Origin of the sequence: Methylobacterium litchii (genome assembly GCF_038442315.1) — a bacterium.
GTDB lineage: Bacteria > Pseudomonadota > Alphaproteobacteria > Rhizobiales > Beijerinckiaceae > Methylobacterium > Methylobacterium litchii.
This window is the reverse complement of the sequence record NZ_JBBXMY010000006.1, coordinates 69483-93895: the sequence shown is the minus strand read 5'-3', so window position 1 is coordinate 93895 and position 24413 is coordinate 69483. Positions and strand designations below refer to the sequence as shown.

General features: G+C 70.2%; 26 protein-coding genes. 14 read left to right on the top strand and 12 right to left on the bottom strand.

The window, feature by feature from the left end:
- Window positions 1-91: 91 nt before the first annotated feature.
- The gene (locus tag AAHF99_RS13155; RefSeq protein ID WP_342164809.1) at window positions 92-565 is read right to left on the bottom strand and encodes a hypothetical protein; all 474 of its coding nucleotides are present in this window, start codon (window positions 563-565) and stop codon (window positions 92-94) included.
- A 217-nt stretch (window positions 566-782) separates the two neighbouring features.
- Here AAHF99_RS13155 and AAHF99_RS13150 point away from each other — a divergent pair, with 217 nt between their 5' ends.
- On the top strand, window positions 783-998 hold the full coding sequence (locus AAHF99_RS13150; RefSeq protein ID WP_243953990.1) for a hypothetical protein: 216 nt from the start codon (window positions 783-785) through the stop codon (window positions 996-998).
- Here AAHF99_RS13150 and AAHF99_RS13145 read toward each other — a convergent pair.
- A complete protein-coding gene (locus AAHF99_RS13145; RefSeq protein ID WP_342164808.1) occupies window positions 992-1921 on the bottom strand; it encodes an alginate O-acetyltransferase AlgX-related protein in 930 nt (309 codons plus the stop codon). The two genes, AAHF99_RS13150 and AAHF99_RS13145, sit on opposite strands and share 7 nt — an antisense overlap.
- 80 nt (window positions 1922-2001) lie before the next feature.
- On the opposite strand from AAHF99_RS13145, the gene AAHF99_RS13140 reads away from it, so the two are divergent.
- From AAHF99_RS13140 to AAHF99_RS13120, 5 genes are all read left to right on the top strand, one after another.
- Window positions 2002-3102 (top strand): SPL family radical SAM protein, encoded by a 1101-nt coding sequence (locus AAHF99_RS13140; protein ID WP_412759880.1) that lies wholly within the window; start codon window positions 2002-2004, stop codon window positions 3100-3102.
- 26 nt (window positions 3103-3128) lie between these two features.
- Window positions 3129-3647 carry a 2'-5' RNA ligase family protein gene (locus tag AAHF99_RS13135; RefSeq protein WP_342165006.1) on the top strand — a complete coding sequence of 173 codons (519 nt, stop codon included), beginning with the start codon at window positions 3129-3131 and terminating at the stop codon, window positions 3645-3647.
- A gap of 22 nt (window positions 3648-3669) precedes the next feature.
- Window positions 3670-4437, top strand: a complete 768-nt coding sequence (locus tag AAHF99_RS13130) for a phosphatase PAP2 family protein (RefSeq protein ID WP_342164806.1) — start codon at window positions 3670-3672, stop codon at window positions 4435-4437.
- 89 nt (window positions 4438-4526) lie between these two features.
- Window positions 4527-4877: a PilZ domain-containing protein gene (locus tag AAHF99_RS13125; protein WP_342164805.1), complete on the top strand. Its 351-nt coding sequence runs from the start codon at window positions 4527-4529 to the stop codon at window positions 4875-4877.
- 74 nt (window positions 4878-4951) lie between these two features.
- A complete protein-coding gene (locus AAHF99_RS13120) occupies window positions 4952-6253 on the top strand; it encodes a Gfo/Idh/MocA family protein (protein WP_342164803.1) in 1302 nt (433 codons plus the stop codon).
- A gap of 15 nt (window positions 6254-6268) precedes the next feature.
- Here AAHF99_RS13120 and flgH read toward each other — a convergent pair whose 3' ends face one another.
- The 4 genes from flgH to flgF are packed head-to-tail and all read right to left on the bottom strand — an operon-like array spanning window position 6269 to window position 9698.
- A complete protein-coding gene (gene flgH / locus AAHF99_RS13115) occupies window positions 6269-7009 on the bottom strand; it encodes a flagellar basal body L-ring protein FlgH (RefSeq protein ID WP_342164802.1) in 741 nt (246 codons plus the stop codon).
- 30 nt (window positions 7010-7039) lie between these two features.
- On the bottom strand, window positions 7040-8131 hold the full coding sequence (gene flgA, locus AAHF99_RS13110; protein WP_342164800.1) for a flagellar basal body P-ring formation chaperone FlgA: 1092 nt from the start codon (window positions 8129-8131) through the stop codon (window positions 7040-7042).
- 23 nt (window positions 8132-8154) lie between these two features.
- A complete protein-coding gene (gene flgG / locus AAHF99_RS13105) occupies window positions 8155-8946 on the bottom strand; it encodes a flagellar basal-body rod protein FlgG (protein ID WP_342164799.1) in 792 nt (263 codons plus the stop codon).
- A gap of 11 nt (window positions 8947-8957) precedes the next feature.
- Entirely contained in the window at window positions 8958-9698 is a 741-nt protein-coding gene (flgF, locus tag AAHF99_RS13100; RefSeq protein ID WP_342164797.1) for a flagellar basal-body rod protein FlgF, read from the bottom strand.
- A gap of 250 nt (window positions 9699-9948) precedes the next feature.
- On the opposite strand from flgF, the gene fliL reads away from it, so the two are divergent.
- The 4 genes from fliL to AAHF99_RS13080 are packed head-to-tail and all read left to right on the top strand — an operon-like array spanning window position 9949 to window position 13092.
- Complete coding sequence (gene fliL / locus AAHF99_RS13095; protein WP_342164795.1) at window positions 9949-10500, top strand: flagellar basal body-associated protein FliL; 552 nt, start codon at window positions 9949-9951, stop codon at window positions 10498-10500.
- A gap of 7 nt (window positions 10501-10507) precedes the next feature.
- On the top strand, window positions 10508-11722 hold the full coding sequence (fliM, locus tag AAHF99_RS13090) for a flagellar motor switch protein FliM (protein WP_279597774.1): 1215 nt from the start codon (window positions 10508-10510) through the stop codon (window positions 11720-11722).
- 6 nt (window positions 11723-11728) lie between these two features.
- Entirely contained in the window at window positions 11729-12238 is a 510-nt protein-coding gene (locus AAHF99_RS13085) for a DUF6468 domain-containing protein (RefSeq protein ID WP_342164793.1), read from the top strand.
- Window positions 12238-13092, top strand: coding sequence for a MotE family protein (locus AAHF99_RS13080; RefSeq protein ID WP_342164792.1), 855 nt, complete (start codon window positions 12238-12240; stop codon window positions 13090-13092). Before AAHF99_RS13085 ends, AAHF99_RS13080 begins: the two co-directional genes overlap by 1 nt.
- 12 nt (window positions 13093-13104) lie before the next feature.
- Here the strand turns inward: AAHF99_RS13080 and AAHF99_RS13075 are convergent, their stop codons facing one another.
- The 5 genes from AAHF99_RS13075 to AAHF99_RS13055 all read right to left on the bottom strand — a co-directional run bounded on the left by AAHF99_RS13075 (window position 13105) and on the right by AAHF99_RS13055 (window position 17768).
- Complete coding sequence (locus AAHF99_RS13075; RefSeq protein WP_342164791.1) at window positions 13105-13302, bottom strand: hypothetical protein; 198 nt, start codon at window positions 13300-13302, stop codon at window positions 13105-13107.
- 148 nt (window positions 13303-13450) lie between these two features.
- On the bottom strand, window positions 13451-14719 hold the full coding sequence (locus AAHF99_RS13070; RefSeq protein ID WP_342164790.1) for a leucine-rich repeat-containing protein kinase family protein: 1269 nt from the start codon (window positions 14717-14719) through the stop codon (window positions 13451-13453).
- A gap of 1 nt (window position 14720) precedes the next feature.
- Window positions 14721-14909 carry a DUF1192 domain-containing protein gene (locus tag AAHF99_RS13065; protein WP_342164788.1) on the bottom strand — a complete coding sequence of 63 codons (189 nt, stop codon included), beginning with the start codon at window positions 14907-14909 and terminating at the stop codon, window positions 14721-14723.
- A gap of 9 nt (window positions 14910-14918) precedes the next feature.
- Window positions 14919-16139, bottom strand: a complete 1221-nt coding sequence (locus AAHF99_RS13060; RefSeq protein WP_342164787.1) for a phosphopentomutase — start codon at window positions 16137-16139, stop codon at window positions 14919-14921.
- A gap of 3 nt (window positions 16140-16142) precedes the next feature.
- Window positions 16143-17768, bottom strand: a complete 1626-nt coding sequence (locus tag AAHF99_RS13055; protein WP_342165004.1) for an ABC transporter ATP-binding protein — start codon at window positions 17766-17768, stop codon at window positions 16143-16145.
- A 121-nt stretch (window positions 17769-17889) separates the two neighbouring features.
- Here AAHF99_RS13055 and AAHF99_RS13050 point away from each other — a divergent pair, with 121 nt between their 5' ends.
- The 4 genes from AAHF99_RS13050 (at window position 17890) to AAHF99_RS13035 (ending at window position 22624) form a co-directional block, all read left to right on the top strand.
- Complete coding sequence (locus AAHF99_RS13050; RefSeq protein WP_342164786.1) at window positions 17890-18834, top strand: lytic transglycosylase domain-containing protein; 945 nt, start codon at window positions 17890-17892, stop codon at window positions 18832-18834.
- An 85-nt stretch (window positions 18835-18919) separates the two neighbouring features.
- A complete protein-coding gene (locus tag AAHF99_RS13045) occupies window positions 18920-19849 on the top strand; it encodes an alpha/beta hydrolase (RefSeq protein ID WP_342164785.1) in 930 nt (309 codons plus the stop codon).
- A 113-nt stretch (window positions 19850-19962) separates the two neighbouring features.
- Window positions 19963-21285 (top strand): O-antigen ligase family protein, encoded by a 1323-nt coding sequence (locus AAHF99_RS13040; RefSeq protein WP_342164784.1) that lies wholly within the window; start codon window positions 19963-19965, stop codon window positions 21283-21285.
- Window positions 21286-21442: 157 nt separating this feature from the next.
- Window positions 21443-22624, top strand: coding sequence for an acyltransferase family protein (locus AAHF99_RS13035; RefSeq protein WP_342164783.1), 1182 nt, complete (start codon window positions 21443-21445; stop codon window positions 22622-22624).
- 4 nt (window positions 22625-22628) lie between these two features.
- Here the strand turns inward: AAHF99_RS13035 and AAHF99_RS13030 are convergent, their stop codons facing one another.
- Window positions 22629-24362, bottom strand: a complete 1734-nt coding sequence (locus AAHF99_RS13030) for a pyrroloquinoline quinone-dependent dehydrogenase (protein WP_342165003.1) — start codon at window positions 24360-24362, stop codon at window positions 22629-22631.
- Window positions 24363-24413 lie beyond the last annotated feature (51 nt).

The window sequence follows — 24413 nt, the reverse complement described above, 5'->3', positions numbered from 1 at the left end:
CGTGGTTGCCGGTAGATGGGGCTTCACGCCGCCTCTGACCAGTCCGCTGCGCGGATGGTTCGCGGTTGTCCACCCCCGGCTGGCGCTTGGCTCAGCGGCCCGGGGCTCCGGGCGCCGTCTTGGCGGCGGTCACGAACGTTCCCGAATAGACCCGTCCATCCGCCGTCTTGGCCTCGCAGGCGATGCCCGTGCGGCCGGGCTCCGGCGTCGAGAACCGGCAGGCGCCGATGGCGAGGACCGGCGCGCCGACCTCGCTGCCGGTCTTGCTCTCCGAGACGACGTTGATCGGCTGGAGCGGGTCGGTCTCTTCCGTCGCCTCCTGCTGGGCGCCGTTGCCGGAGAAGCTGACGACCTGCCCGTCCTTCGTCATGAAGTCGAAGGTGGTGCGGTTGCGGCTCACCGCGTTGGTCAGCGTCGGGGCGCATTGGGCGCTTACGTCGCGACCCGCCACCACCAGCGATTCGCAGGCCCCTTCGAGCTTGAACGCGGTCTGGGCGGCGGCGCCGTGGATGCCGAACCCCGCCAGGGCGGCGCAGGCGAGGGCGAAGCGGACTGTGGCCGTCATGGCGTTGCGTGTTCCTCCCGCAGGGTCATTGCCCCTTTGCCCTGAATTAGGCGCTGGAGTGCCGCCGTCGAGGGAAAGTGCAGCTTCGCCCCGCTCCGCGCAGACCTGATTTGCGGCGGAACCTCTGTTGCGGCGCAGCAAAACACGGCATCGTCCGTGGCGTGGCCGGTGCTCTGCGCCCGCCCAACCGATACTTCATGACACGAGGAGTTCCCTGATGATCCCCGCGCTGGCGCCCGTCGCGGAGGCGGCCCTTTTCACGCTCGGCTGCATGGCGATCCACGCGCTGCGGCGGCACGCGGACACGGTCACGGCCACCCTCGCCTGCTTCGCCACGATCCTCGTGCTGATGCTCGGAATCGCCTTTGCGCCCGTGCCGGCCACGCAGGCCTCGTCCGGTGATTTTGTGATGATGGATCCGGCCATCTACTGACCCGGCAGCGGCCTCGCCGCCGCGCCGCGTCGGGTGCCGGCGGCGACGTCGTAATCGTCGGTCGGCACGCGGGCGATGAACCGCTCGGCCAGCTCATAGAGCAGGATATCGGGCTTCACCGCCTCGATGTAGTGCCAGTCGAGGCTGGACGACCAGACGAAGTGCACCTCGCGGAAGCTCTCGGCCAGTAGACCCGTGAGCATGAACGGCGCGAAATGCGCGCAGGAATCGCCGAACAGCACCAGACGGCGCGGATCGGCGTTCTCCGCTGCATTGCGGTAGACCACATGTGCGCCGGTATGCAGATCGGCGGCCCGACCCGTTGCTTCGTAGGCGGCGAGCAGGGGGCCGGTTTCGACGCGGGCGGCGTCCCGCAGGATCGCCATGCGCTCCACCGCCTCGACCGGCGGCTCGGCCAGCTTCTCGCCGAGGTCCATCACCTCCGGGCATTCGACCCTCGGCCGCGCGGCGATGTCGGCGGGCGGCGTGGCGCCGAGCGCCCGCATGAGGGTGCGGTAGGCGAGGAGGCACCCTTCCAGCGACCAATGGGTGTCGGTGCGCAGGTAGAGCGGGACGTCGCCGTCGCGGGCGGCGCGCAGCGGGGCGAGCAGGTCGAGATAGGCATGGCTGCGGCCGAGCCGCCGCGCGAGGAGCCGCGTCGAGGCATGGGTGGGGTCGTAGCGCAGGCCATCGGTCTTGTTGTCGTAGACCGACAGCTTTTCCGGCACGAACACGTGCAGGCAGCGGATGCCGAGCCGTTCGGCCCGCGCGGCGCGGGCGGCGATCAGCCGGGACCAGCGGCGCAGCTGCCACCATTGCGCGAGCGGGCCGCGATAGCGGTCCATGACGCGGTTGCTGCCGCCGATGAGGAAGAGCCAGCCGTCGCGGCCGAGATGCACATGGGGCTTGTCCGTTTCGGCCATCGCGGGGAGCTTTAGCCGCACGTTCCGGCGTCGGAAAGCCGGACCTCGCCCAGTGGTTGCGGCGTTCGCACCGCATGGACATGGCCGTCGCATCCCCCCTCCCCGAGGCACGCCGCGCCCGCGCGCCGCGCCTGTGGCGTCCGCGCCGGGTGGTGGTGACGCCCGCCGCCCTCGACCACGCCCACGGCCGGGCGATGGTCGCGCGGATCGAGGCGATGGGCCTGCCCGTGGAACGGCTCGCCGCCAACCGGCTGAGCCTGCCGCGCCAGGCCGACCCGCGCCGCGCCTACACCGACGCGAAGACGACGCTCGCGATCACCGTCGCCCCGCCGACCAAACTGCGCTTGCAGCCGATCCCGCCCTCGGCCGACTGGCGCTTCGACCTCGCGGAGGGCTGCCCGGCCCATTGCCAGTATTGCTACCTCGCCGGGTCGCTCTCCGGCCCGCCGGTCACGCGGGCCTATGCCAATCTCGGCGACATCCTGGGGAACCTCGATTCGTATCTCGGGCGCGGCAACGTCACCTCGGCCTCGGAGGCGCGGGCGGCCGAGGGCACGACCTTCGAGGCGTCCTGCTACACCGACCCCCTGGCCATCGAGCACCTGACGGGCTCGCTCTCGGCGGCGATCGAGCGGTTCGGCGGGTGGGACGCGCCCGTGCAGTTGCGCTTCACGACGAAGTTCGCCGCCGTCGCGCCGCTGCTCGGCCTCGACCACGGGCGACGCACCCGCATCCGCTTCTCGGTGAACGCGCGCGGCGCCGCCCGCTACGAGGGCGGGACCGATCCGCTCGACGCCCGCCTCGACGCCCTGCGGCAGGTGGCCCTGGCGGGGTATCCCGTGGGGCTGACCATCGCGCCGATCCTGCCGATCCCGGATTGGCAGGAGGCCTATGCCGGCCTGATCCGCGATGCGGCCGACGCCCTCTCCGGCGTGCCCAACCTCGACCTCACCACGGAGCTCATCACCCACCGGTTCACGCCCGGCTCGAAGGAGGTGCTGCAGGGCTGGTATCCCGGCTCCGACCTGCCGCTGGACGAGGCCGAACGGACGCGCAAGTTCACGAAGTTCGGCACGGTGAAATACGTGCTACCGAAGCCGCAGATGGACGCGATGCGTGCGGCGATCACTGACGAGATCGCCCGCACCCTGCCCGGCGCGCGGGTTCTCTACTGGACCTAAGCACCGGGCGCGCCATCTCGCGAATGATGCAAGAGTCGCCTCCCCTCATCCTCACCCTCGCCTTCGACGAGGACACCTTCACCCGGTTCGACGGCGAGCGCCGTCGCCACTTTCCGGAGAAGCTGAATCACATCCCCGCGCATTCGACCCTGTTCCACCATCTGCCGGGGGATAGGGAGCGCGGCGTGCTGGAGGCGATCACCGCGCTGGCCCGCACCGTTCCGCCGCCCGAGGTGGCGGTGACGGGCCTGCGCTTCACCGGCCGGGGCGTCGCCTACGTCCTGCAATCGGAGGCGCTGGACACGTTCCGGGGGCGGCTCGCCCGCGAGTTCGAGCCTTGGCTCACCGCGCAGGACCGCCAGGGCTGGCGGTCGCACGTCACCGTGCAGAACAAGGTCTCGCCCGAAACCGCCCGCGCCCTCCACGCCGCCCTCGAAGCGGGCTTCGCGCCGTTCCGGTTCACGGCGCCGGGCGTCATGCTCTGGCGCTACCTCGGCGGCCCGTGGGACAGGGTGGCGCGCATCCCGTTCGGGGAGAACGCGTGATGGGCGGGCGGAGACACGGGCAATGAGGGTGCCGAGGACATTGGCGCAGAACCCGATCACCGGCCGCGCCACGGCCGTGTGGTTCTGGCTGCGGCTGAACGAGGTCGGGCCGCTCGTCGCGCTGCTATGCCTGAGCACCCTCGGCTACGGCTTCTTCGCCCTGGCCCACGAGGTCGGCGAGGGGTCGACCGAAGCCCTCGACCGCCGCATCCTGCTGGCCCTGCGCAACCCCAACGATTTGTCCGATCCCATCGGGCCGCGCTGGCTCGAAGAGACCATGCGCGACATCACCGGGCTCGGCAGCGTCTTCACGGTGGTGTTCGTCACGGCAGCCGTGGCAGCCTACCTCGCCCTGTCGAACCGGCGGCGGATCGCCCTCTACGTGGTCGGCGCTGTGGGCGGCGGCGAGCTGGTCTCGACGGTGCTGAAGCTGTTCTACCACCGGCCCCGGCCCGATCTCGTTCCGCACGGGATGGAGGTGTTCACCGCGAGCTTCCCCAGCGGGCACGCGATGATGTCGGCCATCGCCTATCTCACCCTGGCGATCCTGATGGCGCGGGTGGATCGCAACCCTCGGGTGAAGGCGCTCGTCCTGTCCCTCGGCGTCAGCATCACGCTGCTCGTCGGGATCAGCCGGATCTATCTCGGCGTGCACTGGCCGAGCGATGTCGTGGCCGGCTGGTGCGTCGGCGCCGCCTGGGCTTCCTTGTGCTGGTTCGTCGCCCTGCAATTGCAGCAACGCGGCGAGGTCGAGGTCAACGATCCGCCGACCGGCCCGCCCTCGCATTAAGCATGACCTTACGTTGTTCGCCGGTGAGCGCAGCCAGATCGTGAAGAAACCGTTACCAGTGCTCACGGACTCGTGAGGAGGACCTGGTGATGTTGGAACGGAGAGATGAAGCCCGCCGCCGGGTCTTGCTCGGCGGCTTCGTCGAGACGGCGGCTTTCCTCCCGGAGATCGCTTGCACGGTGCGCGATGTCTCGCTGACCGGCGCGCGGCTGCGCCTCGCCTCCGGGGCGATCCTCCCCGACCGGGTGACGCTGCGGGTGCCGATCCGGGGCGAGACCCGCCTCGGCCGCATCGTGTGGCGGGACGGCGACGCGGTCGGCGTCCAATTCGAGAACGATGCCGGGACCCTCGCCAACGGTAAGGCGCTGAAGGCCCGCGACGCCGAGATCGCGCGTTTGCAGGCGGCCCTGGTCGTCGGGCCGGGCGACGCGGTGCACTGAGGACATCCGTCGCGGGCCGGAACCCCGTCTCGCTGGGCCGGGTTCCCGAAGCCCGATTCGACGAGCGGAGCCCCATGGCGGACGACGAACGCTTTTCCCGGCGCAGCCTCCTCGCGGCAGGCGGCGCCCTGGCCGGCGCGGCGCTTGGCGGTGCCAACGCCCAGGCGGCGACCCCCGGCCCGTCCGTCCCCGCCGATACCGGTGCCGTCCAGGGCAACCGCGTCCTCTTTCCGAACTGGCGCGGCTCCGGCGATCCGACGCCCCCGCCGAGCCCGGCGCCGCAGCCACCGGAGCAGCGGGTCGGCTATTGCGTGGTCGGCCTCGGTCGCCTCACCCTCGATGAGATCCTGCCGGCCTTCGGCGAGACCAAGCGCTCGCGCCTCGTGGCGCTGATGTCGGGGAGCCCGGAGAAGGCGAAGCTCGTGGCCCGCCAGCACGGCCTGCCCGAGGATGCGGTCTACGGCTACGACGAGTGGGACCGGCTCAAGCAGAACAAGCAGGTGCAGGCGGTCTACGTCGTGACGCCGAACGCCGTGCACCGGGACAACGTCGTGGCGGCGTCCGGCGCGGGCAAGCACGTCCTCTGCGAGAAGCCGATGGCGGTCTCGTCCCCCGAATGCCGGGAGATGATCGAGGCCTGCGCCAAGGCCGGCATGAAGCTGATGATCGCCTATCGCTGCCAGTACGAGCCGTTCAACCGGGCGCTCACCAAAGAGGTGCGCGGCGGAAGCCTCGGGAAGGCGCGGCTGATCCAGGCGTTCAACGGCCAGACCACGGGCCTGCCCGAGCAATGGCGCCTGAAGAAGGCCCTCGCGGGGGGCGGCTCGCTTCCCGATATCGGGCTCTATTGCCTCAACGGCACGCGGGCGCTGCTCGGCGAGGAGCCCGACTCGGTGCAGGCCATCGCCTATTCGCCCCCCGACGATCCGAAGTTCAAGGAGGTGGAGGAGACGATCACCTTCACCCTGCGCTTCCCTTCCGGCACGATCGCCCAGTGCATCGCGAGCTACGGCGTGCACGAGTCCCGCGCACTGACGGTGCATACCCAGGCCGGGGCCTTCGACCTGCAGAACGCCTTCGCCTATCGCGGACAGCGGCTGTTCGTCGGCCGGGCCGAGGGCAAGAGCGAGGCGCGGGACGAGAAGATCCTGGCGCACAAGAACCAGTTCGCCCTGGAAATCGACCACTTCTCCCGCTGCATCCAGGAGAACCTGAAGCCGCACACCCCCGGTGAGGAGGGGCTTCAGGACCAGATCCTGATGGAGGCGATCTACGACTCGGCCCGCACCGGAGCCCCGGTGAAGACCGGCCCCCTCCCCGGCACGGGCAGCGGCCTCGACGCCACGCGGGGACCGGAGCCGGAGGAGGCCGGCTAGGCGGCGGGTTTGGCCTCAGAACGGCAGGATGATGTCCACGAGCTGCTGGCCGTAGCGCGGCTGCTGAACGTCGGTGATCTGGCCGCGTCCGCCATAGGCGATGCGGGATTCGGCGATCTTGGTGGAATCGATGGTGTTGTCGGCGGCGATGTCCTCCGGCCGCACCACGCCCGCCACGACGAGTTCGCGCACCTCGAAGTTGATGCGGATTTCCTGCTTGCCCTCGACCACGAGGTTGCCGTTCGGCAGCACCTGCGTGACCACGGCCGCGACGTTGGTCGTCACCGTCTCGGCGCGCTGGACCGAGCCTGCGCCGTCGTTGGCGGTGGCGGAGGTCGCGCTGAGGAGCGCGCTGCCGCCGACGCCCGCCGCCTTGCCGAGGGTCGAGTTCTCAAGGCCCACCGCGTTCGGCAGGCCGAAGCTCTCGGTGTTGGCGCGGGAGCGCTTGGTCTCGTTGCTGATGTTCGCCTTGTCGGTCACGACGACGTTGACCGTCAGCAGGTCGCCGACCTTCGCCGCCCGCTGATCCTTGAAGAAGGCCCGCGAGCCGGTGCGCCACAGGGAGTTCGGCGCGTAGGAAACCGGCTGCACGTCGGGCATGGGCATCCGCACCGGCTTGTAGCCGGGCTGGGCGGTCGGGTCCTGGATCGCGGACAGGGCCGGGGTCGCGCCGATGTTGGCGAGCCGGTCGGCCGTGTTGCAGGCGCCGAGCGCCAGCGGCAGCGCGAGCGTGGTGAGACGGGCGATCAGGCGCATCGGCGGAACTCCTCGACGCGAAAGGGGCGATCAGCGCAGGGCTGTCGTGGCGGCGCTGGCCTGCAGCTGCGGGCCGCCGCCGGGGCCGACGGACACGCGGCCGGGGCCGATGACCGTAGCCTGCAGCACCTTCTTTGAGGCAACGTTAACCACGTTCACGACGGCGCCCATCCGGCCGGCGTCGTTGGAGAGGCCGCGCATCGACAGGCTGATGCCGGGGGTCGAGTAGACGATGGTCACGGTCTCGCCGCGCGCCACGAGGTCGGGCTTGGCGGTATCGCCCTCGCGGAGGACGTAGCCGGCGGGCAGGCTGCGCTGCGCCACCTCGCCGAGGGCGGCGGTGACGCTGGACTGCACGTCGGTGCCGACGCCGTCCCGCGGGCGCTTCTCCAGCACGAGGTCGCCCTCGCGGATCGGCTCGCCGCGGTTGAGGCCGCGGGCGAGCACCGCCACCTCCCGCATTTCCACCACCACGCCGGAGACCCGCAGCGAGGCCTGCCGGTCGCCGAGGCTCACCAGGGCCGAAACCCGGTGCGAGCGCTGGTCGTAGACCATGTCGATGGCGGTGGCCTGCCCGGCAAGGTCGAGGGGGGCGAGCATGGAGGGCGCCTCGCCGTCGAGGCGGATCGTCATCAGGCTGGTCTCCAAGCCGAAGCCGTTTTCCAGGCCGCGCTTCAGCGCCACCTCGATCTCGGCGGGGCCGACGCGACGCGCGGCGCGCTGCACGGCGATCTGTAGCCGGCCGCCGGTCTCCACCGGGCCGAGGCCGAGGCCGGAGGCGGCTTCCATGATGCGGCGCGACTGGATCGTGCCCGTCGAGCCCAGGGCCGGGGCGCGGAAGAGCGGGCGGTCGGCGAGCGCCGGCGGCACGTTCTCCACGAGGTCACCGAGCGTCAGGATGTCGGTCTTCGCGGTCACGTCGCCGCGCAGGCGCGGGGCGGCGGTCTCGGCCATGGCCGGCACCGCCACGGCGCCTAAGATCACGAAGAGGACGAGGGCGAGGGCGGCGCGGATCAGCATGCCCGGTGCGGGCAGGGGCGCGCGCGGCCGGCGCGGCTGCGTGATCGGGCTGAGGACCACCTCGGCAAGGTCGTCGTGGGGGGCGAAGTGCTGGTCGATCATGGTGAAGGATCCCGTGCCGGCCATCAGCCGCGGAACATCTGGGACGTGGTGGAGAGCATCTGGTCGGCGGCGGTCACGACCTTCGAGTTCATCTCGTAGGCGCGCTGTGCCGCGATCAGCGACGAGATCTCGGTGACGGCGTTGACGTTCGCCTCTTCGAGATAGCTCTGCTGCAGGTTGCCGAAGCCCTCCGCGCCGGGCAGGCCGCTGATCGCGGGGCCGGAGGCGGCAGTCTCGACGAACAGGTTGTCGCCGATGGATTCGAGGCCGACCTTGTTGACGAAGCGCGACAGCTGGAACTGTCCCAAAGCCTGCGGTGCGGTCTGGCCCGGCAGGGTCGCCTGCACGGCGCCGGTCGCGCTGATCGTCACCGAGGTCGCGGTGTTCGGTACGGTGATCGCCGGGTCCACGAGGTAGCCGTCGCGGGTGACGAGCTGGCCCGAGGCCGACAGGTCGAAGGAGCCGTCACGGCTGTAGGCGGTACGGCCGTCCGGCAGGGTGACGCGGAAGAAGCCCTCGCCGCGGATCGCGACGTCGTAATCCTTCTCCGTGGAGCTGAGGGTGCCCTGCGACATCACCCGGGCGGTCGAGGTGGTCTTCACGCCCGAGCCGAGGGCGAGGCCGGCGGGAAGCTGGGTGTTCTGCTCGGAGGTCGAGGAGCCGGCCCGGCGGATGTTCTGGTAGAGCAGATCCTGGAAGTGGACCTGCTGGCGCTTGTAGCCGGTGGTGCGCAGGTTCGCGATGTTGTTCGAGATGACCTGAACGTTGAGTTCCTGGGCCGCCATGCCGGTGGCGGCAGAGTAGAGCGCGCGCATCGGATGCTACCTCAGGCCACGTTGGCGAGCTTGGAGATGGCCGAGCCGCGAAGCTCGTCCATGCGCGAGATCATGCTGGTCACGAGGGCGTAGGAGCGGTTCACGTCCATCAGCCGGGTCATTTCGAGGACGGGGCTGACGTTCGAGCGCTCCAGGGCGCCGGATTCGAGCCGCCCGTCGAGGCCGGCGGGCCGGCCCGGGGCGGTGGACGAGTAGAGGTTCGCCCCCTCGTTCACGAGGTTGCCGGGGTTGGCGAAGGTCACGAGCTTGATCCGGCCCCGGATGCCGAGATTGGTCGAGACCGTGCCGTCCGTGCCGATGGAGAGGCCGGTCTCCTGCGGGTTGACGGCGATCGGCCCGCCCTCGCCCGCTACCGCGAAGCCGTCGCTCGTCACGAGCTGGCCCTGGGCGTTGACCGTGAGGGCGCCGTTACGGGTGTAGCGCTCCCCGGCCGGGGTCTGCACCGCGATGAAGGCCGTGCCCTTCACGGCGATGTCGAGGGGGTTGCCGGTCTGCTCCACCGGGCCCTGATCGACGTTGAGGGTCGTGCCCTGGTCGATCACGTAGGAGATGCGCCGGTCGGGCGGCGTGAAGCTGTCTGCCCGCGCCGTCGGCATCAGGTATTCCTGAAAGCGGCTGTTGCGGCTCTTGAAGCCGGTGGTCGAGACGTTCGCCATGTTGTTGGCGATCACGTCGAGCTCGCGCTGAAGCGCGACCTGACTCGACACGCCGACGTAGAGGGCATTCTGCATCGTGAACTCTGGCGCCCACGAACGACCGGGGCGACAGGACAATCAGCACCTCCCGTGCCAGTCCGGGCCGGGGCAATTTGATCAGTCAACGCAACCACTTGTTCAGCACGGCAGGCGGTGGGGTGCCACGATGAACAGTCCTGGCGGCAAAGCCGGCCCGGCAGAAATTGCCTCCTTAACGGCGCGTTAACCGCATCTGCCGATACCTGACCGCAACGATCCTCCATTCAGCTTCGCGAGTGACGGCCCCATGGCCAAGAAGCCCAAGAAGGCGAGCGCCGAACCGGGTGAAGGCGGCGCCGACGCGGCCCCGAAGAGCAAGAAGAAGCTCATCATCATCGCGGCCGCCGCGCTGCTCGTGGTGGTGGGCGGCGGCGCGGGCTTCTTCCTGATGAAGGGCGGAAGCAGCGTGGCCAAGGACGGCGACGGCGCCGCGCAGGCCTCCTCGCATGGCGGCGGCGGTCACGGCGGCGGCAGCGAGGCGAAGAAGCAGATCGCCTTCATCGAATTGCGCGAGATGATCATCAACCTCAGCCCCGATGCCGGCCAGGACAAGGGCAAGTTCGCCAAGCTGCGCGTGAGCTTGGAGATGAAGGATCCCAAGCTGGAGGAGGAGGTGAAGTCCCTCGCCCCGCGCATCGAAGACACCCTGCAGATGTACATGCGCGAGATCCGCGCCAGCGACCTCGCCGGGTCGGTGGGCGTCTATCGCCTCCGCGAGGAGCTTCTGAAGCGCGTGAACGTCGCCGTGTACCCGGCCAAGGTCGACGCGGTGCTGTTCAAGGATCTGATCATCCAGTGAGGCGGTGATGGAACCGGAGGATCAGGTCGAGGAGGACGATTGGTCGGCCGCACTGCTTGAGCAGGGCGCCGAGGGCGGCGACGCGTCGCTCGCCGAGGAATGGGGCGCGGCCCTCGCCGAACAGGGCACCACCCGCAACGCCAGCGACGTCGCCGCCGAATGGGCGACGATGATCGAGGACGGGGAGAGCGACAACCTCCCCGAACTCGCCGGCAACGATCGCATCCTGAACCAGGAAGAGATCGACGGCGTTCTGGGCTTCTCCATGCGCGAACTCTCGGCCTCCGGGGCCGGGGGCGTGCGCGCCATCGTCGATTCGGGCGTCGTCCAGTACGAACGCCTCCCGATGCTGGAGATCGTCTTCGACCGGATGATCCGGTTGCTGTCGACTTCGCTGCGCAACCTGTTCCAGGACAACGTCGAGGTGACGCTCGACAACATCACGTCGGTGCGGTTCGGCGACTACGTGAACGCCATCCCGCTGCCGACCCTGCTCGGCGTGTTCAAGGCCGATCCGTGGGAGAATTCCGGCCTCGTCACCGTCGACACCAACCTCGCCTACGCGACCTTCGACCTGCTGCTCGGCGGCAAGCGCGGCGGGTCGTCGAGCCGCCTCGACGGACGGCCCTTCACCGCCATCGAGATGACGCTGGTGCGGCGCCTTGTGGAGATCATCCTCGCGGACCTGCAGCTGTCCTTCCAGCCGCTCTCTCCGGTGAGCTTCCTCATCGACCGGATCGAGACCAACCCGCGCTTCGCCACCATCACCCGGCCGGGCAACGCGGCGATCCTCATCGGCCTGCGCCTCGACGTCGATGGGCGCGGCGGGCGGATGCAGATCCTGTTCCCCTACGCCACGCTGGAGCCGATCCGCGAACTCCTCACCCAGAGCTTCATGGGCGAGAAGCTCGGCCGCGATCAGGTGTGGGAGGGCCACCTCGCCACCGAGATCTGGCAGGCCGACGTCGCCATGGAGGCGGTGCTGCACGAGATGATGCTGCCGCTGAAGCGCGTGATGCGGCTGCGCGTTGGCGACACGCTGATGTTCGATGCCAAGCCCTCGGATCTCGTCACCGTGCGCTGCGGCGACTGGGCGCTGACGCAAGGGCGGATCGGCCGGGTGGACGGCAACATCGCGGTGCAGGTGACGCGCCCCCTGCGGCGCTCCCGGACCACGCTCCAGGCCTACGAGGCCTCCATGAACAACCGCACGGACGGGTAGGCCGCCATGAGTCTCTTCGTCACCCTCTTCGCCGACCTGCTCGTCGCCGTGCTGCTGGCCGCCACCATCGTCTCCTCCGTGCGCCTGTCCAAGCGGATCGGCCAGATGAAGGGCGACGAGTCGGCGTTGCGCTCCACCATCGGTGATCTGATGGTCGCGACCCACAATGCCGAGCGCGCCATCTCCGGCCTGCGCAGCGCCCTGGACGAGTGCGACCGCACCCTCGCCGACCGTATCCAGGCGGCGCAGGCCTGCACCGCGACGCTGGCGGGCGGCGTCGAGGCGGGCGAGGCCGTGCTGAGCCGCATCGCCGCCATCGTCTCCGGTGCCCGCAACGCGCCGGCCGCGCCGCGCCCCGTCGAGGTGCGGGCCGAACCGAAGGCCGAGACGCCCGCCCGTCCCGGTTCCACCCCGATCGCGGAAGGCCCGAACGGCGAGCGCCTGGGCGCCGCCGCCGCCGCCGCCCTCGCCATGACCGAGCGGGCGCTGGCCCGCGTCCGCGCCCGCGCCGCCTGATGAGCCCCCGCCCCACGACCAAGACCACGCCGGAGCCGGCCGTCCCGGTGAAGGCCGGCACCAAGGTCGCCGCCAAGCCGCAGACGGCGTTGCGGCGCTCGCGGCTGAAGCCGGTGCGCCCGCTGAAGCTGCGGCTGATCGATGCCGTCGCCATCGCGGCGGGGACGCTGCTGGTGCTGAAGCTGCTGACGCTTTCGCAGGCCGGGATACCGGAGGCGAGCCTGCCCGCCTTCGCGCGGGCCATCGCCAAGGCGCGCACCGGCTACGAGATCCCCGACCCCGAGACCACCGGCTCCGTCGAGCCGAAGAAGGAGGAGCCGAAGCCTGCCGCCGAGCCTCCCGAGGCACCGGCTCCCGCGCAGGATCAGGCATCGCCCAGCGAGAAGGCGCTCCTCGAAAAGCTCGGCGCTCGCCGCAACGCCCTCAAGCAGCGCAGCGACGAACTCGACCTGCGCGAGAAGATGCTCGATGAGGCCGAGAAGAAGGTCGAGACCGGTATCGGCGACCTGAAGAAGGCCGAGGACAAGGTCGATGCCGCCGCCAAGGCGAAGGACGAGGCCGAGAAGCAGGGCCTCAAGAGCATCGTCACCATGTACGAGACGATGAAGCCGAAGGACGCCGCGCGGGTCTTCGACCGCCTCGGCCACGACGTGCTCGTGCCCCTCGTGGTGGCGATGAACCCGCGCAAGATGGCCGAGATCCTGGCCGTGATGCAGCCGGAGGCCGCCGAGCGCCTGACCGTGGCGCTGGCCAACCGCGCCCGTGGGACGGGGACGACGATCCAGGTCCAGGCCGGCGGACCCGCCCTGCCGCCAGGCGAGTTGTCGGCCATCGACGCCGCGCCCCCGCGCTAGGGTTCGGCGCGCCTAGCGGCGACGATGCCGCCGGCGCCAACCCTGCGCCGGGCCGTGGCTGGGCTCGCACCCGATGCAGATGCGCGGATCCCAGGGGAGATCGACGCCGAGGGGTTTCACGCTCAGCATCCCGAGCGTCACCTTGGCCGCCGGCACGGCGGGTTCCGGCTTCGCGTCGATGGCCCCCGCCTCGCCGCTACCTGCGAGCAACGCGCCGTACATCCCCCAGACCGCTATCGTTCGTCGCGCCGCCATCGGTCCCTTTCGCTCGGCCAGCCTTCTCGGGCCAACCGGCGGAGAGTGAAAGGGGGCCAAATCGGCGAGGTTTTGACGCAGAGCGGATGAGCCCGTGACGCCTTCACTGCAGGGTCGCGGCGACATCCGCCATGGCGGGCCGCGTGGCCGCGTCGGGCTGGGTGCAGGCCCGCGCGAGGTCGTGGAGGCTGTCGGGCGCCTCGGCGCAGAGGGCCAGAAGCTCGTCGAGAAGGATGCCGAAGGCGCGGGTCTCGATCCGCGCGAGGGCCCGTCCGGCCTCGCCCTCGGGCAGGGTCGAGGCCGCGCCGAAATCGCCCAGAACCGCCTCGCCGTCGCGACCGTCCCAGAGGATGTTGTGGCCGTAGAGGTCCCCGTGCATCAGCCGCCGCCCGTGCAGATGCGCCACGGCCGAGGCGATGCCGCCCGCGAGGCGCCGCACGGCATCCGCGCCGAGCCGGAGCGCCGGATCGTAGACGTCGCGGCTGCAACTCGCGAGGCTCGGCGGCCCGGCGAGCACCGGCCATTCCGCCGGGACGAGGCGGAGCAGCAGGCCCGGTATCCCCTCCGGGTGGCCGGTGACGCCGCCCAGGGCGCCGATCACAGCCGGATGATCTCCCGCCTCGAGGCAGGCCGCGACTTCCCGCTCGGGCAGGCCGTCGCTGCCCATGGCGCCCTTGAACAGCTTCAGCGCGACCTCGCCGCGCCACGTCGCGCGGTGGACCCAGCTGGAACTGCCCTCCCCCAGGAGCGGCCCCACGGTGAGATCCGCCCAGGGGACGAGGGGCGCCTCCGCGGGCGGGCTCGCCGGTTCGGCGGGGTTGCCGGAATAGGACACCCAGGCCAGCGCCGGCATCTCGGCGAGCCAGGGCGGCAGACGCTCGAAGCGGTTGCTGGCGAAGCGGACGAGTTCGAGGTTCCGATGCCCGCCCAGACTCTCCGGCAGGCGGTCGAGGGCATTGCCGGAGAGCATCAGCTTCTGAAGGCGTGGGCGTCGCCCGAGTTCATCCGGCAGGGTGGCGATACGGTTGTCGGTGAGGGTCAGCCAGCGCAATTGCGGCGGAAGGGCTTCGGCCGGCACATCGGCGATGCCGCAGCCCCGGAAGCCCATCTGACTCAGCGCCTCGCAGCCGCCGAGGGCCGGCGGCAGCCGTGCGAAGGGCGTGCCGGAGCAAAACAGGGCCCGCAGGGCGCGGAAGCGGCCGAGATCGTCCGGCAGGGCATAGCGGCCGCGCCCGAGATCGAGCACTTCGAGCGTGTCGGCCAGCCCGAACAGTTCGGCCGGAAACTCGGACAGCCCATCGGGAAGGCGGACCTCCCGCGTACCCGCGAGGTCGCCCCGGCGCAGGGCCGCCAACGTGGCCGTGCGATCCATCTCAACCCCGCTTGAAGAAGGAATCGGCCGACGATTGCGCGGCCTCCTTGGCGGCCCGGGCTGCCTCGATGCGGGCGATCTCGGCGCGCAGCAGCGCGATCCGCTCATCGAGGTCCGAGAGCGAGAGCGTGTCGAGGGGCTGGCCGATCTCGTGCGTCGGCGCTTTGCGCGGCGTGTCGTCGTCCCACATGAAACGCTCCTACAGGAAGGGCTTGCCCGCCCCCACGGCGGGAAGGCCGAGATGGCGGGCGAAGGAGGCGGCGATGTCGGAGAGGCTGTCGCGCCGGCCGATGGCGCTGCCCGCGAGGCCGGGGCCGAAGGCGAGCACCGGCACCTGCTCGCGCGTGTGGTCGGTGCCCGTCCAGGTCGGATCGTTGCCGTGGTCGGCTGTGATGATCGCCACATCACCCGGCCGAAGGGCGGCGCGGATCGCGGGCACGCGGGCGTCGAAGGCTTCGAGTTCGGCCGCGTAGCCCGGCACGTCCCGGCGGTGGCCGTGCTCGGTGTCGAAATCCACGAGGTTCACGAAGACGAGCCCGCCCTCGGCCAAGTCCCGCAGGGCGGCAAGCCCGGCATCCAGGCAGGCGGCGTTGGCGCCGGGCTTCACCTCGCGGCCGGTGGCGCGGTGGGCGAAGATGTCCCCGATCTTGCCGACGCTCACCACCTCGCGGCCCGCTTCTTCCGCCCGGTCGAGGAGCGTCGGGCCGGGGGGCGTCACGGCGAAGTCCTTACGGTGGGCGGTGCGGCGGAAGCCGGCTTCGGCCGAGCCGACGAAGGGCCGGGCGATGACCCGGCAGATCCGGTATGGATCGCAGAGCACCCGCGCCGTGCGGCAGAGGTCGTAGAGCCGTTCGAGTCCGAAGCTCTCCTCGTGCGCCGCGATCTGGAACACGCTGTCGGCCGAGGTGTAGCAGATCGGCTTGCCGGTACGGACATGCTCGGCGCCGAGCTCTTCGACGATGCTGATGCCCGAGGCGTGGCAATCGCCGAGAATGCCCGGCACGCCGCCCTGCGTGACGAGGGCGTCGATCAGTTCGGCCGGGAAGGCGGGCCTCGCATCGGGGAAGGTGCCCCAGGGCTCCGGCAGGGGCAGGCCCGCGATCTCCCAATGGCCGGAGGGCGTATCCTTCCCGGCGGCGGTCTCGACGCCGTGGCCGTAGAGCCCTTCCGGCTCGCCCGAGGGGTCGAGGCCCGGCGGCACCGCACCCGTGGCGCCCCGCGCGGCGAGGCCGAGGCCGAGGGCGGCGAGATGGGGAAGCCGCAGCGGCCCGGCCCGCAGGCCCGGCCGGTCGCCGCGCCCGTCGGCGCAGGCCTGCGCGATGTGGCCGAGGGTGTCGGAGCCCGTGTCGCCATAGGCGGCGGCATCCGGGGCGCCGCCGATCCCGACGGAATCGAGCACGATGAGGAGGGCGCGCGCCACGGTCTAGGCGGGCTCCATCTCGGTCGGCGCGTCGCTGTCGAGGGCGAAGGCGGCCTTGAACAGCGTGCGGGTGTAGTCCGTGCGCGGGTTGGCGAAGATCGCCTCGGCCGCGCCCTCCTCCACCACCTGTCCGTTCTGCATCACCACCACGTGGTTCGCGAGCGCGCGCACCACCTTCAGATCGTGGCTGATGAACAGGTAGGCGAGGCCGCGTTCCCGCTGGAGGTCCCGCAGCAGGGTCACGATCTGCGCCTGCACGGAGCGGTCGAGGGCGGAGGTCGGCTCGTCCAGCACCACGAATTTCGGGCCCAGCACGATGGCGCGGGCGATGGCGATGCGCTGGCGCTGACCGCCGGAGAACTCGTGCGGATAGCGGTCCATCGTCGCCGGATCGAGCCCGACATCGTGAAGCGCTTTCGCGACCACCGCGCGGCGCTCGGCCCGGTTGCGCACGGCGCCCTGCACCACCAGCCCCTCGGCCACGATGTCGGCCACCGACATACGCGGTGAGAGGGACCCGTAGGGATCCTGGAAGACCACTTGCATGTCCCGCCGCAAGGGCCTCATCTGGCTCACGGAATAGCCGTCGATCCGCTGGCCGAGGAACACGACTGGCCCCTCGGAGGCGGTGAGCCGCAGGATCGCAAGTCCGAGCGTCGTCTTGCCGGATCCGGATTCGCCGACCACGCCCACGGTCTCCCCGGCGCGGACCTTCACGGACACGCCGTCGACCGCCTTCACGTAGCCCTCCGTGCGCCGCAGGAACCCGGATTTGAGCGGGAACCACACCTTGAGCGGCCCTGCCTCCATGAGCATCGGCGCGTTGGGTGCGACGGGGTTCGCCCGGCCCTTCGGCTCGGAGGCGATCAGGCGCTGCGTGTATTCGTGCTGCGGGGCGCGGAAGACCGCGCCGGTCTCCCCCGCCTCCACGATCCGCCCCTTGAGCATCACGCAGACCCGGTCGGCGATGCGCTCCACGATGCCGAGATCGTGGGTGATGAACAGCATCGCCATGCCGAGCCGCTTCTGCAGGTCGGCGAGGAGGGCGAGGATCTGCGCCTGGACCGTCACGTCGAGGGCGGTGGTCGGCTCGTCGGCGACCAGCAGGTCGGGCTCGCAGGCGAGCGCCATGGCGATCATCACCCGCTGGCGCTGGCCGCCGGACAGCTCGTGCGGATAGGCGCCCATCCGCGACGCGGCATCCCGCAGGCCGACGAGTTCGAGCAGTTCGAGGATCCGCGCCTTCGCCGCCTTGCCGGTGAGCCGCGTGTGGAGGCCCAGCACTTCGCTGATTTGCCGCTCGATCGTGTGGAGCGGGTTCAGCGAGGTCATGGGCTCCTGGAAGACCATGGTGATGTCGGCGCCGCGCACCTCGCGCATGTCGCGCTCGGGCAGGGCGGCGAGGTCGCGCCCCTTGAACAGGATGCGCCCGCCCTGCACCGCCGCCTGATCGAGGAGGCGCAGCACCGCCAGCGCCGAGACCGATTTGCCGGAGCCGGATTCTCCCACCAGCGCCAAGGTCTCGCCCCGGGCGATGTGGAAATCGATGCCGTCGACGGCCTTCGTGTCGCCGTCCCGCGAGCGGAAGACGACCGACAGGTTCTCGACGGACAGGAGCGGCGTCTGCAGATCCGGCATGGACGCCTTATAGCGCGGACGCTCCCGCGTCACAGTGCCGGCCTCCGCGACCGACTTGCATTGATCGGGGGAATCCCGGCTCTAGTTGCGGCCGCGTCGCCCGGATCGCGGGATGCTGTCGGAGAGCGTGATTCCCCTGCCCCGCCCCGTGTCTCCGGCGCTCCGCGTCGGCTTGGCCCTCCTGCTCCTGTTCGGATCGGCCCTGCCCGCGGCTGCCGTCCCGTCCGAGGGCGCGACGGAAACCGTCGAGCAGGCGCTCTGCCGGCTGATCGACGATTCCGCGAAGACGCGGGACCTGCCCGTGGCCTTCCTCACCCGCCTGATCTGGCGGGAATCGAGCTTCCGCGTCGGCGTCGTGAGCCCGGCCGGGGCGCAGGGCGTCGCGCAGTTCATGCCGGGCACGGCGAAGGAGCGGGGGCTGCTCGATCCGTTCGACCCGGAACAGGCCATCCCGCACGCGGCGCATCTCCTCGCGGACCTGAAGCGGCAATTCGGCAATCTCGGTCTCGCGGCGGCGGCCTACAATGGCGGCCCGACGCGGGTGAGCAACTGGCTCGCGGGCAGCGGCGGCCTTCCGGCCGAGACCCGCGCCTACGTGCTGTCCATCACCGGCCGCTCGCCGGAGGAATGGCGTACTCCATCGAGCGGCAAGATCGAGTTCCCCGAGGGCGGCGCCCCGGCGCCGAAGCAAGCCGACACAACGGCCGCGCCGGAGAAGCCGCAGACCTGCCTGCAAGTCACCGCCGCCCTGCGGCTGCCCAACCGTGGCGACCGCTTCGCGCTCGGCGGCACGGAGGGACCGGCCGCACCCTGGGGCATCCAGCTCGCGGGGAATTTCTCGAAGGCGCTGGCGCTGCAGAGCTTCTCGCGGGCGCGCAGCACCTATGCCGGGGTGATCGGCGAGGTGCGCCCGATGATCATCGGCACGCGCCTGCGCAACCGGGGGACGCGCGCGTTCTATCGCATCCGCATTCCGGCCGAGACGCGGCAGGCGGCGGACAATCTGTGCGGCAAGATCCGCCGCGTCGGGGGCGCCTGTTTCGTGCTGCGGACGTGAAATATTTTCTCAGCGCCTCGCCTGCGTCATCAATCTGCCCCGAGGCGGGTGATTCTTCGCGGGGAACGGCGCAACCGGACGGGATATGACACGACTCCTCACCGCCTTTGCCAGCCTGATCTGCCTGGGGCTCGCGGCCCTGGGCTTCTCCAACGCATCCCCCCTCTCGCTCTTCGACGCGATCGGCCCCCGCGATTCCGGCGGCCGGCTGGCGGCGCGGGACAGGGAGTTCGGCAAGGGCCCCCGCCACACGCTCGACGTCTACGTGCCCGTGACGGCGCCGGAAGCCGCCCCGGTCCTCGTGTTCTTCTACGGCGGCTCCTGGGACAGCGGCTCGAAGGACGATTACGCCTTCGTCGGCCAAGCGCTCGCCGCGCAGGGCTTCGTGACGGTGCTGCCGGACTACCGGCTCTACCCCCAGGCGCGCTTCCCCGATTTCCTGAACGACGGCGCCGCCGCCATCGCCTGGGTGCGCGACAACATCGCGACCTATGGCGGCGACCCGCGCCGGATCGTCCTCGCCGGCCATTCGGCGGGCGCCTACAACGCGGTGATGCTGGCCCTCGACCCGCGCTACCTCGAAGGCGTCGGAATCGATCCGAAGGTGATCCGCGCGGTCGCCGGCCTGTCCGGTCCCTACGACTTCCTGCCCCTCGACACAGACACCACCCGCAAGGTCTTCGGGCAGGCCGCCGACTTGGCCCAGACGCAGCCGATGAACTTCGCCGGCCCGCTCTCGCCGCCGGCCTTCCTCGCCACGGGCGACGAAGACACGACCGTCAAGCCGCGCCACACGGCGGCGCTGGCCGCGCGCCTGCGGGCCGCGAACGTGCCGGTGCAGGAACGGGTCTATCGCGGCCTCGACCACAAGGACACGGTGCTCGCCCTCTCCGTCACCTTCCGCTCGAAGGCGCCGGAATTGGCCGAGATGTCGTCGTTCCTGATGTGGCAGGCGGCCGGTCGGACGCAGTATACGATGACCGATCCGGCCCGGGCCGTGAAACTTCAACCCTAACGAAAGATTATCGCGTCGATCGCGAAGGCGTTAGCTTTTGCTGATAGGCCGCCGCGCTAAGGTATGAGCCTCCCGTCGGATTAATCTCCCGTCGGCATCGGCGAGTCTGACCTGTGAGCACGGCGACCGAGACCGTCTTCTCCGCGAGCCAACCGGCATCGAGTCGCGCACGCGACCTGCCGGATGTCCTGCGCCTGTCCTACATGGTCTTCGTGCTCGTAGCCCTGTTGAACCATGCGTGGTTCACGGACCTGAGCGCCCCCACGCCGCTTGGCGAGGTCGAGGGCGGGAGCCTCGCGACGCAGCTCCTGTTCGGGTCGATGATCCTCGTCGGCATCCCGCTGGTCTGGCATCTCGGCCTGCAGCGTCTGCGGCCGATGGCGACGAAGTCCGTGCTCCTGTTTGGGGCGTGGCTGCTGACGACCTCGCTGCTCGCAAGCGATCCGCTCCTGTCCCTGCGCCGCCTCGCCCTCTACGTCATCGCCGCCTTCCTCGCGGTGAGCCTTCTGGCCGTCGCCCGTTCGGCGCGGCAACTGGCCGACGCCTTCGCGATGGCCGGCTTCACGGTGCTGATCTCCAGCTATCTCGGACTGGTGCTCGTACCCGGCCTGACGATCCACTCGCATTTCGACCTGACGGGCGAGATCGGCCATGACGGCCTGTGGCGCGGGATCTTCTCGCACAAGAACGAGGCCGGCATGGCGATGACGATCCTCGTCATCTTCGGCCTGTTCATCGCCGCCGTCCGCAACCGTTGGCTCGGCTGGACCATGGTTGTCTCCGCCGGCATCTTCCTGATCGGCAGCGGATCGAAGACGCCGATGATCACCCTGGTGATGGTGCTCGGCCTCTCGTGGCTCTGCGGCATCCTCCGGTCCCGCATGGCGCGCTTGGTGCTGCTCGTCGGGCCGGTCATGGTCCTGATGACCATCACCATTGGCTCCATCGTCCTGCCGCCGGTACGCGCCGTCCTCGATGTCGTCCTCCCCGATGCGACCTTCACGGCGCGCAACGAGATCTGGACCTTCGCCATCGACAACATCGCCGACAAGCCGCTGACCGGCTTCGGCTTCGGCGCCTTCTGGCTGACGGAGCGGACGGTTTACGCCTCGGTGGTGAACCCGGATTCGAACTGGGTGCAGATGGCGACCCAGGCGCACAATTCGTTCCTCGACGCCGCCCTCGCCATGGGCCTGCCGGGCTTCGTGCTGACCCTGATCGTCTTCATCGCCCTGCCGACACGGGACTTCCTCTACCGGCTCCCACACGGGCCGACCGATCCGTCCGCCGAACTCTTCCTGCGGTTGTGGCAGATGGTGCTGCTCTCGGCGTCGTTGGAGACGATCCTGTTCAATCCGAACACGCCGGCCTTCGGCATGATCGTCATGGCCATCGCCGGATTGCGGATGCTCACCGTCCGCCCGGTGATCGTGTAAGCACGGGGCGGTAGGGCTAATTTTCGATAAGTGTGGCTGGCGGCATTTAGCGAGAAATTTTAGATCAACGCGTAGCGCCGGCTTGCTATGCTCCTGAAAGTGCCGGGATCAGCGGACGGAAACGTCCGGTCAGCGGCGCAATCCGGACGATTCCGCCATGTTCGATTCGCGCTCGACGCCCGCCATCGCTATTCATCCGAAGGTCGAGGCGCTTCCTGCTCTTACAGCCCTGCGTTTCTTCGCGGCGGCCTATGTCGTGGCATTCCACTATACGCCTTACTACTTCCCGGACGTGAGTGGCGGCGGATTCATCGGGCTCGGCTATTCGGGCGTGACGTTCTTCTTCCTGCTCTCCGGTTTCATCCTCGCCTACAATTACCGCGATGCAGATCTCGGCCAGCCGCAGGCCCGCGCGCTGTTCTACCGGGCGCGGTTCGCGCGGGTGTACCCGCTCTTCCTGTTGGCGCTCGTGATCCACGTTCCGTGGTTCCTCGCCTGGGTGGTCAAGCAGCCGATGCCGTTGAAGGCGCTCATGGCCTCCGGCGCGTTGCTCGCGCCCCTCGGACTCCATGCCTGGGTGCCGGGGGCGGCCTGCTCGCTCAATTGCCCGAGCTGGTCCGTCTCGGTGGAGTTCTTCTTCTACGCCCTGTTCCCGATCCTGCTCCCGCTGGTGCTGCGCAATCCGAGGCGGGTCGCGCTCGCCACCCTCGCCTTCTGGGTCGCCGTCGCCGCGCTGGCGACGTCCGTCTGGCAGGCGTCGAGCGGCGGCGTCTCGCTGATCGCGCCGGAGGCCGGCGGCATGCGGCCGGTGCTGCTGGCCGAGTTCGTGAAGTACTTCCCGCTCCTGCATCTGCCGGAATTCATCGCGGGGCTGCTACTCTATGTGGCGTGGCGCCATGCGCGCCTGCCGGGCCCGCTCCTCCTCGCGGCGGCGGCCGGGTTCGGGGTGCTGATCGTCGCCGGAAACGGCTACGTTCCGGACCCGATCCTGCACAACGGCATCACGATGCTCGCCTGGGCGCCGTTGATCCTGGCCTGTGCCGCCATGCGGCGGGGGCCGCTCTGCTCCCGGCCGCTGGTGTTCCTGGGCAAGATCTCCTTCGCCCTCTACCTGCTGCACATCCCGGTCTTCGCGATGCTGAATACCGCCGACAAGGTCGTGCTGCACGGTCGGCTCTCGGCGCATCCCTGGTTCGGGATCGGCCTCGCCAGCCTCACGAGCCTCGTGGCGGCGACGCTGGCGCACCTGCTGGTGGAGGAGCCGGCCCGGCGCCGTATCCTGCGCGGCGCCCGCCTCTCCCGCACGCAGCCCGCGACGGCCGTTCGCGCCGGCGCGTGAGCCTCTATTCCGGCAGGGTGAACACCACGAGGGCGTCGCCCGTGCCGAACCCGGCGGATTGCGTGTAGGACGCGCCGCCCGCCGCCACGGCGACGTATTGCCGTCCGTCGATGGCGTACGTCATGGCCGGGCCGCTGATGCCGGCGCCGCATTGAAAGCGCCACAGCACTTGGCCTGTGGCGGCATCGTGGGCGTCGAGATGGCCGTCCTCCTCGCCGGAGAAGACGAGCCCGCCCGCCGTGGCGAGGGTGCCGCCGGACAGACGGCTGCCGGACTTCACCGACCACGCGATCTTGCCGCCGCCGTTGAGATCGACGGCGGTGAGGGTGCTGAACGACGGCTCGCCCTTGGCGACACTCGTCTCGGTGAAGCGGATTTCCGGGCGCCCCGGCCCGGCGGGGACGGCGTTCACCGTGTAGGTCGTCGCCCCATGGCGGACCTGCACGTAGGCGAGGTTGCCATCATAAGCGGTAGGCGGCCACGAGACCGCCCCGAGCGGCCCCGGCGCCACGACGGTGCCCTCCGGGCTCGGCGGGACGAACAGGTTCTTCTGGTTGAGCAGCGGCTCCGAGCGTTCGAGGAGCTTCCCGCTCGTCCGGTCGTGGACGTAGATCCAGCCGGTCTTGCTGGCGGAGGCGACGGCCTTGGTGCCGTTCGGCCCGTCGAGCAGGAAGGGCGGCGCGGCGACATCATAGCCCCACTCGTCGTGCGGCACCTGCTGGAAGTACCAGCGCAGCGTCCCCGTGTGCACGTCGAGGGCGACGAGGCACATCGTGTAGAGGTTGTCGCCCGGCCGGGTGAGGCCGAAATTCTGCGGCGCCGGGTTGCCCGTGCCGAGGAAGAGGAGCCCCAGGGCGGGGTCGTAGGCTGGCGTCATCCAGAGGGAGCCGCCGCCGACCCGCCACGCGTCGCGGTTGGCGGGTGCCGCTGCCTTCTCGGCGGCGATGTCCCGGTGCAGGGGCACGCCGTCGGCGGTCTTGTCGACGAAGCCACCCTCCCAGCCCTCGGCGGCCGTGACGTACCAGCGCCAGCGTTCCTCACCGGTCTTGGCGTCGTAGGCGGCGAGCCAGCCCCGGCGGCCATAGCCGCCCTCGATGCCGACGACCGCGCCGCCGTCGAGCCCGCCCGTGGGGTCCTCGACATGCAGGCCGTAGCCCGCGCCGGTCACGCCAACGATCACCAGCCCCTCGGCCACGAGCGGCGGCATCTTGAAGCCGAGCCGGCTCGATCCCTGCACCGGCTTGCCGCCGAGCTTGTCCGCCAGACCGGAGGCTGTCTCGGTCTCGCCCTCCTCCGGGCGGACCGCCTCCTTGTCCCACACGACTTTGCCGGTCTTGGCGTCGAGGGCGATCAGCCGCCCGTCCATCGTCGCCTCGTAGACGAGCCCGTTCGCCACGGCGACGCCCCGGTTCGAGGGCGGCCCGAAGATCTTGTCGGTGCGCGGCTTGTGCAGATAGGTCCACGCCACCTTGCCAGACTTGGCATCCAGGGCGGCGACGTTGTTCTGCGTGGTCGAGAGGTAGAGCATGCCATCGACCATGATGGGCTGCGCCTGGAAGTAGCCGGTCACGCCGGTCTGGAACATCCAGGCGGGGCGCAACTTCGCGACATTGCCCCGGTCGATCTGCGTCAGGTCCGAAAAGTTGCGGTTGCTGTGGTCATGCCCGAACGCCGGCCAGTCGGTCTCGGCGGCATGGGCGGGCAGGGCGAGGGCGAACAGCGCGCCCGACAGTTTGATCGCTTTCGGCACGGCGTTCCCCTCGTTGTTGTGTTGTTGTTTTAGAGCGGG

Bases quoted from the DNA above. Each gene is read 5' to 3' on its own strand.
- AAHF99_RS13045 (WP_342164785.1), top strand. From the start codon at position 18,920: ATGACACGACTCCTCACCGCCTTTGCCAGCCTGATCTGCCTGGGGCTC.
- fliL (WP_342164795.1), top strand. From the start codon at position 9,949: ATGGCCAAGAAGCCCAAGAAGGCGAGCGCCGAACCGGGTGAAGGCGGC.
- AAHF99_RS13140 (WP_412759880.1), top strand. From the start codon at position 2,002: ATGGCCGTCGCATCCCCCCTCCCCGAGGCACGCCGCGCCCGCGCGCCG.
- AAHF99_RS13085 (WP_342164793.1), top strand. From the start codon at position 11,729: ATGAGTCTCTTCGTCACCCTCTTCGCCGACCTGCTCGTCGCCGTGCTG.
- AAHF99_RS13080 (WP_342164792.1), top strand. From the start codon at position 12,238: ATGAGCCCCCGCCCCACGACCAAGACCACGCCGGAGCCGGCCGTCCCG.
- AAHF99_RS13120 (WP_342164803.1), top strand. From the start codon at position 4,952: ATGGCGGACGACGAACGCTTTTCCCGGCGCAGCCTCCTCGCGGCAGGC.
- AAHF99_RS13050 (WP_342164786.1), top strand. From the start codon at position 17,890: ATGCTGTCGGAGAGCGTGATTCCCCTGCCCCGCCCCGTGTCTCCGGCG.
- flgF (WP_342164797.1), bottom strand. From the start codon at position 9,698: ATGCAGAATGCCCTCTACGTCGGCGTGTCGAGTCAGGTCGCGCTTCAG.
- flgA (WP_342164800.1), bottom strand. From the start codon at position 8,131: ATGATCGACCAGCACTTCGCCCCCCACGACGACCTTGCCGAGGTGGTC.
- AAHF99_RS13145 (WP_342164808.1), bottom strand. From the start codon at position 1,921: ATGGCCGAAACGGACAAGCCCCATGTGCATCTCGGCCGCGACGGCTGG.
- AAHF99_RS13125 (WP_342164805.1), top strand. From the start codon at position 4,527: ATGTTGGAACGGAGAGATGAAGCCCGCCGCCGGGTCTTGCTCGGCGGC.
- flgH (WP_342164802.1), bottom strand. From the start codon at position 7,009: ATGCGCCTGATCGCCCGTCTCACCACGCTCGCGCTGCCGCTGGCGCTC.
- AAHF99_RS13150 (WP_243953990.1), top strand. From the start codon at position 783: ATGATCCCCGCGCTGGCGCCCGTCGCGGAGGCGGCCCTTTTCACGCTC.
- AAHF99_RS13035 (WP_342164783.1), top strand. From the start codon at position 21,443: ATGTTCGATTCGCGCTCGACGCCCGCCATCGCTATTCATCCGAAGGTC.
- fliM (WP_279597774.1), top strand. From the start codon at position 10,508: ATGGAACCGGAGGATCAGGTCGAGGAGGACGATTGGTCGGCCGCACTG.
- AAHF99_RS13130 (WP_342164806.1), top strand. From the start codon at position 3,670: ATGAGGGTGCCGAGGACATTGGCGCAGAACCCGATCACCGGCCGCGCC.
- flgG (WP_342164799.1), bottom strand. From the start codon at position 8,946: ATGCGCGCGCTCTACTCTGCCGCCACCGGCATGGCGGCCCAGGAACTC.
- AAHF99_RS13155 (WP_342164809.1), bottom strand. From the start codon at position 565: ATGACGGCCACAGTCCGCTTCGCCCTCGCCTGCGCCGCCCTGGCGGGG.
- AAHF99_RS13065 (WP_342164788.1), bottom strand. From the start codon at position 14,909: ATGTGGGACGACGACACGCCGCGCAAAGCGCCGACGCACGAGATCGGC.
- AAHF99_RS13135 (WP_342165006.1), top strand. From the start codon at position 3,129: ATGCAAGAGTCGCCTCCCCTCATCCTCACCCTCGCCTTCGACGAGGAC.
- AAHF99_RS13070 (WP_342164790.1), bottom strand. From the start codon at position 14,719: ATGGATCGCACGGCCACGTTGGCGGCCCTGCGCCGGGGCGACCTCGCG.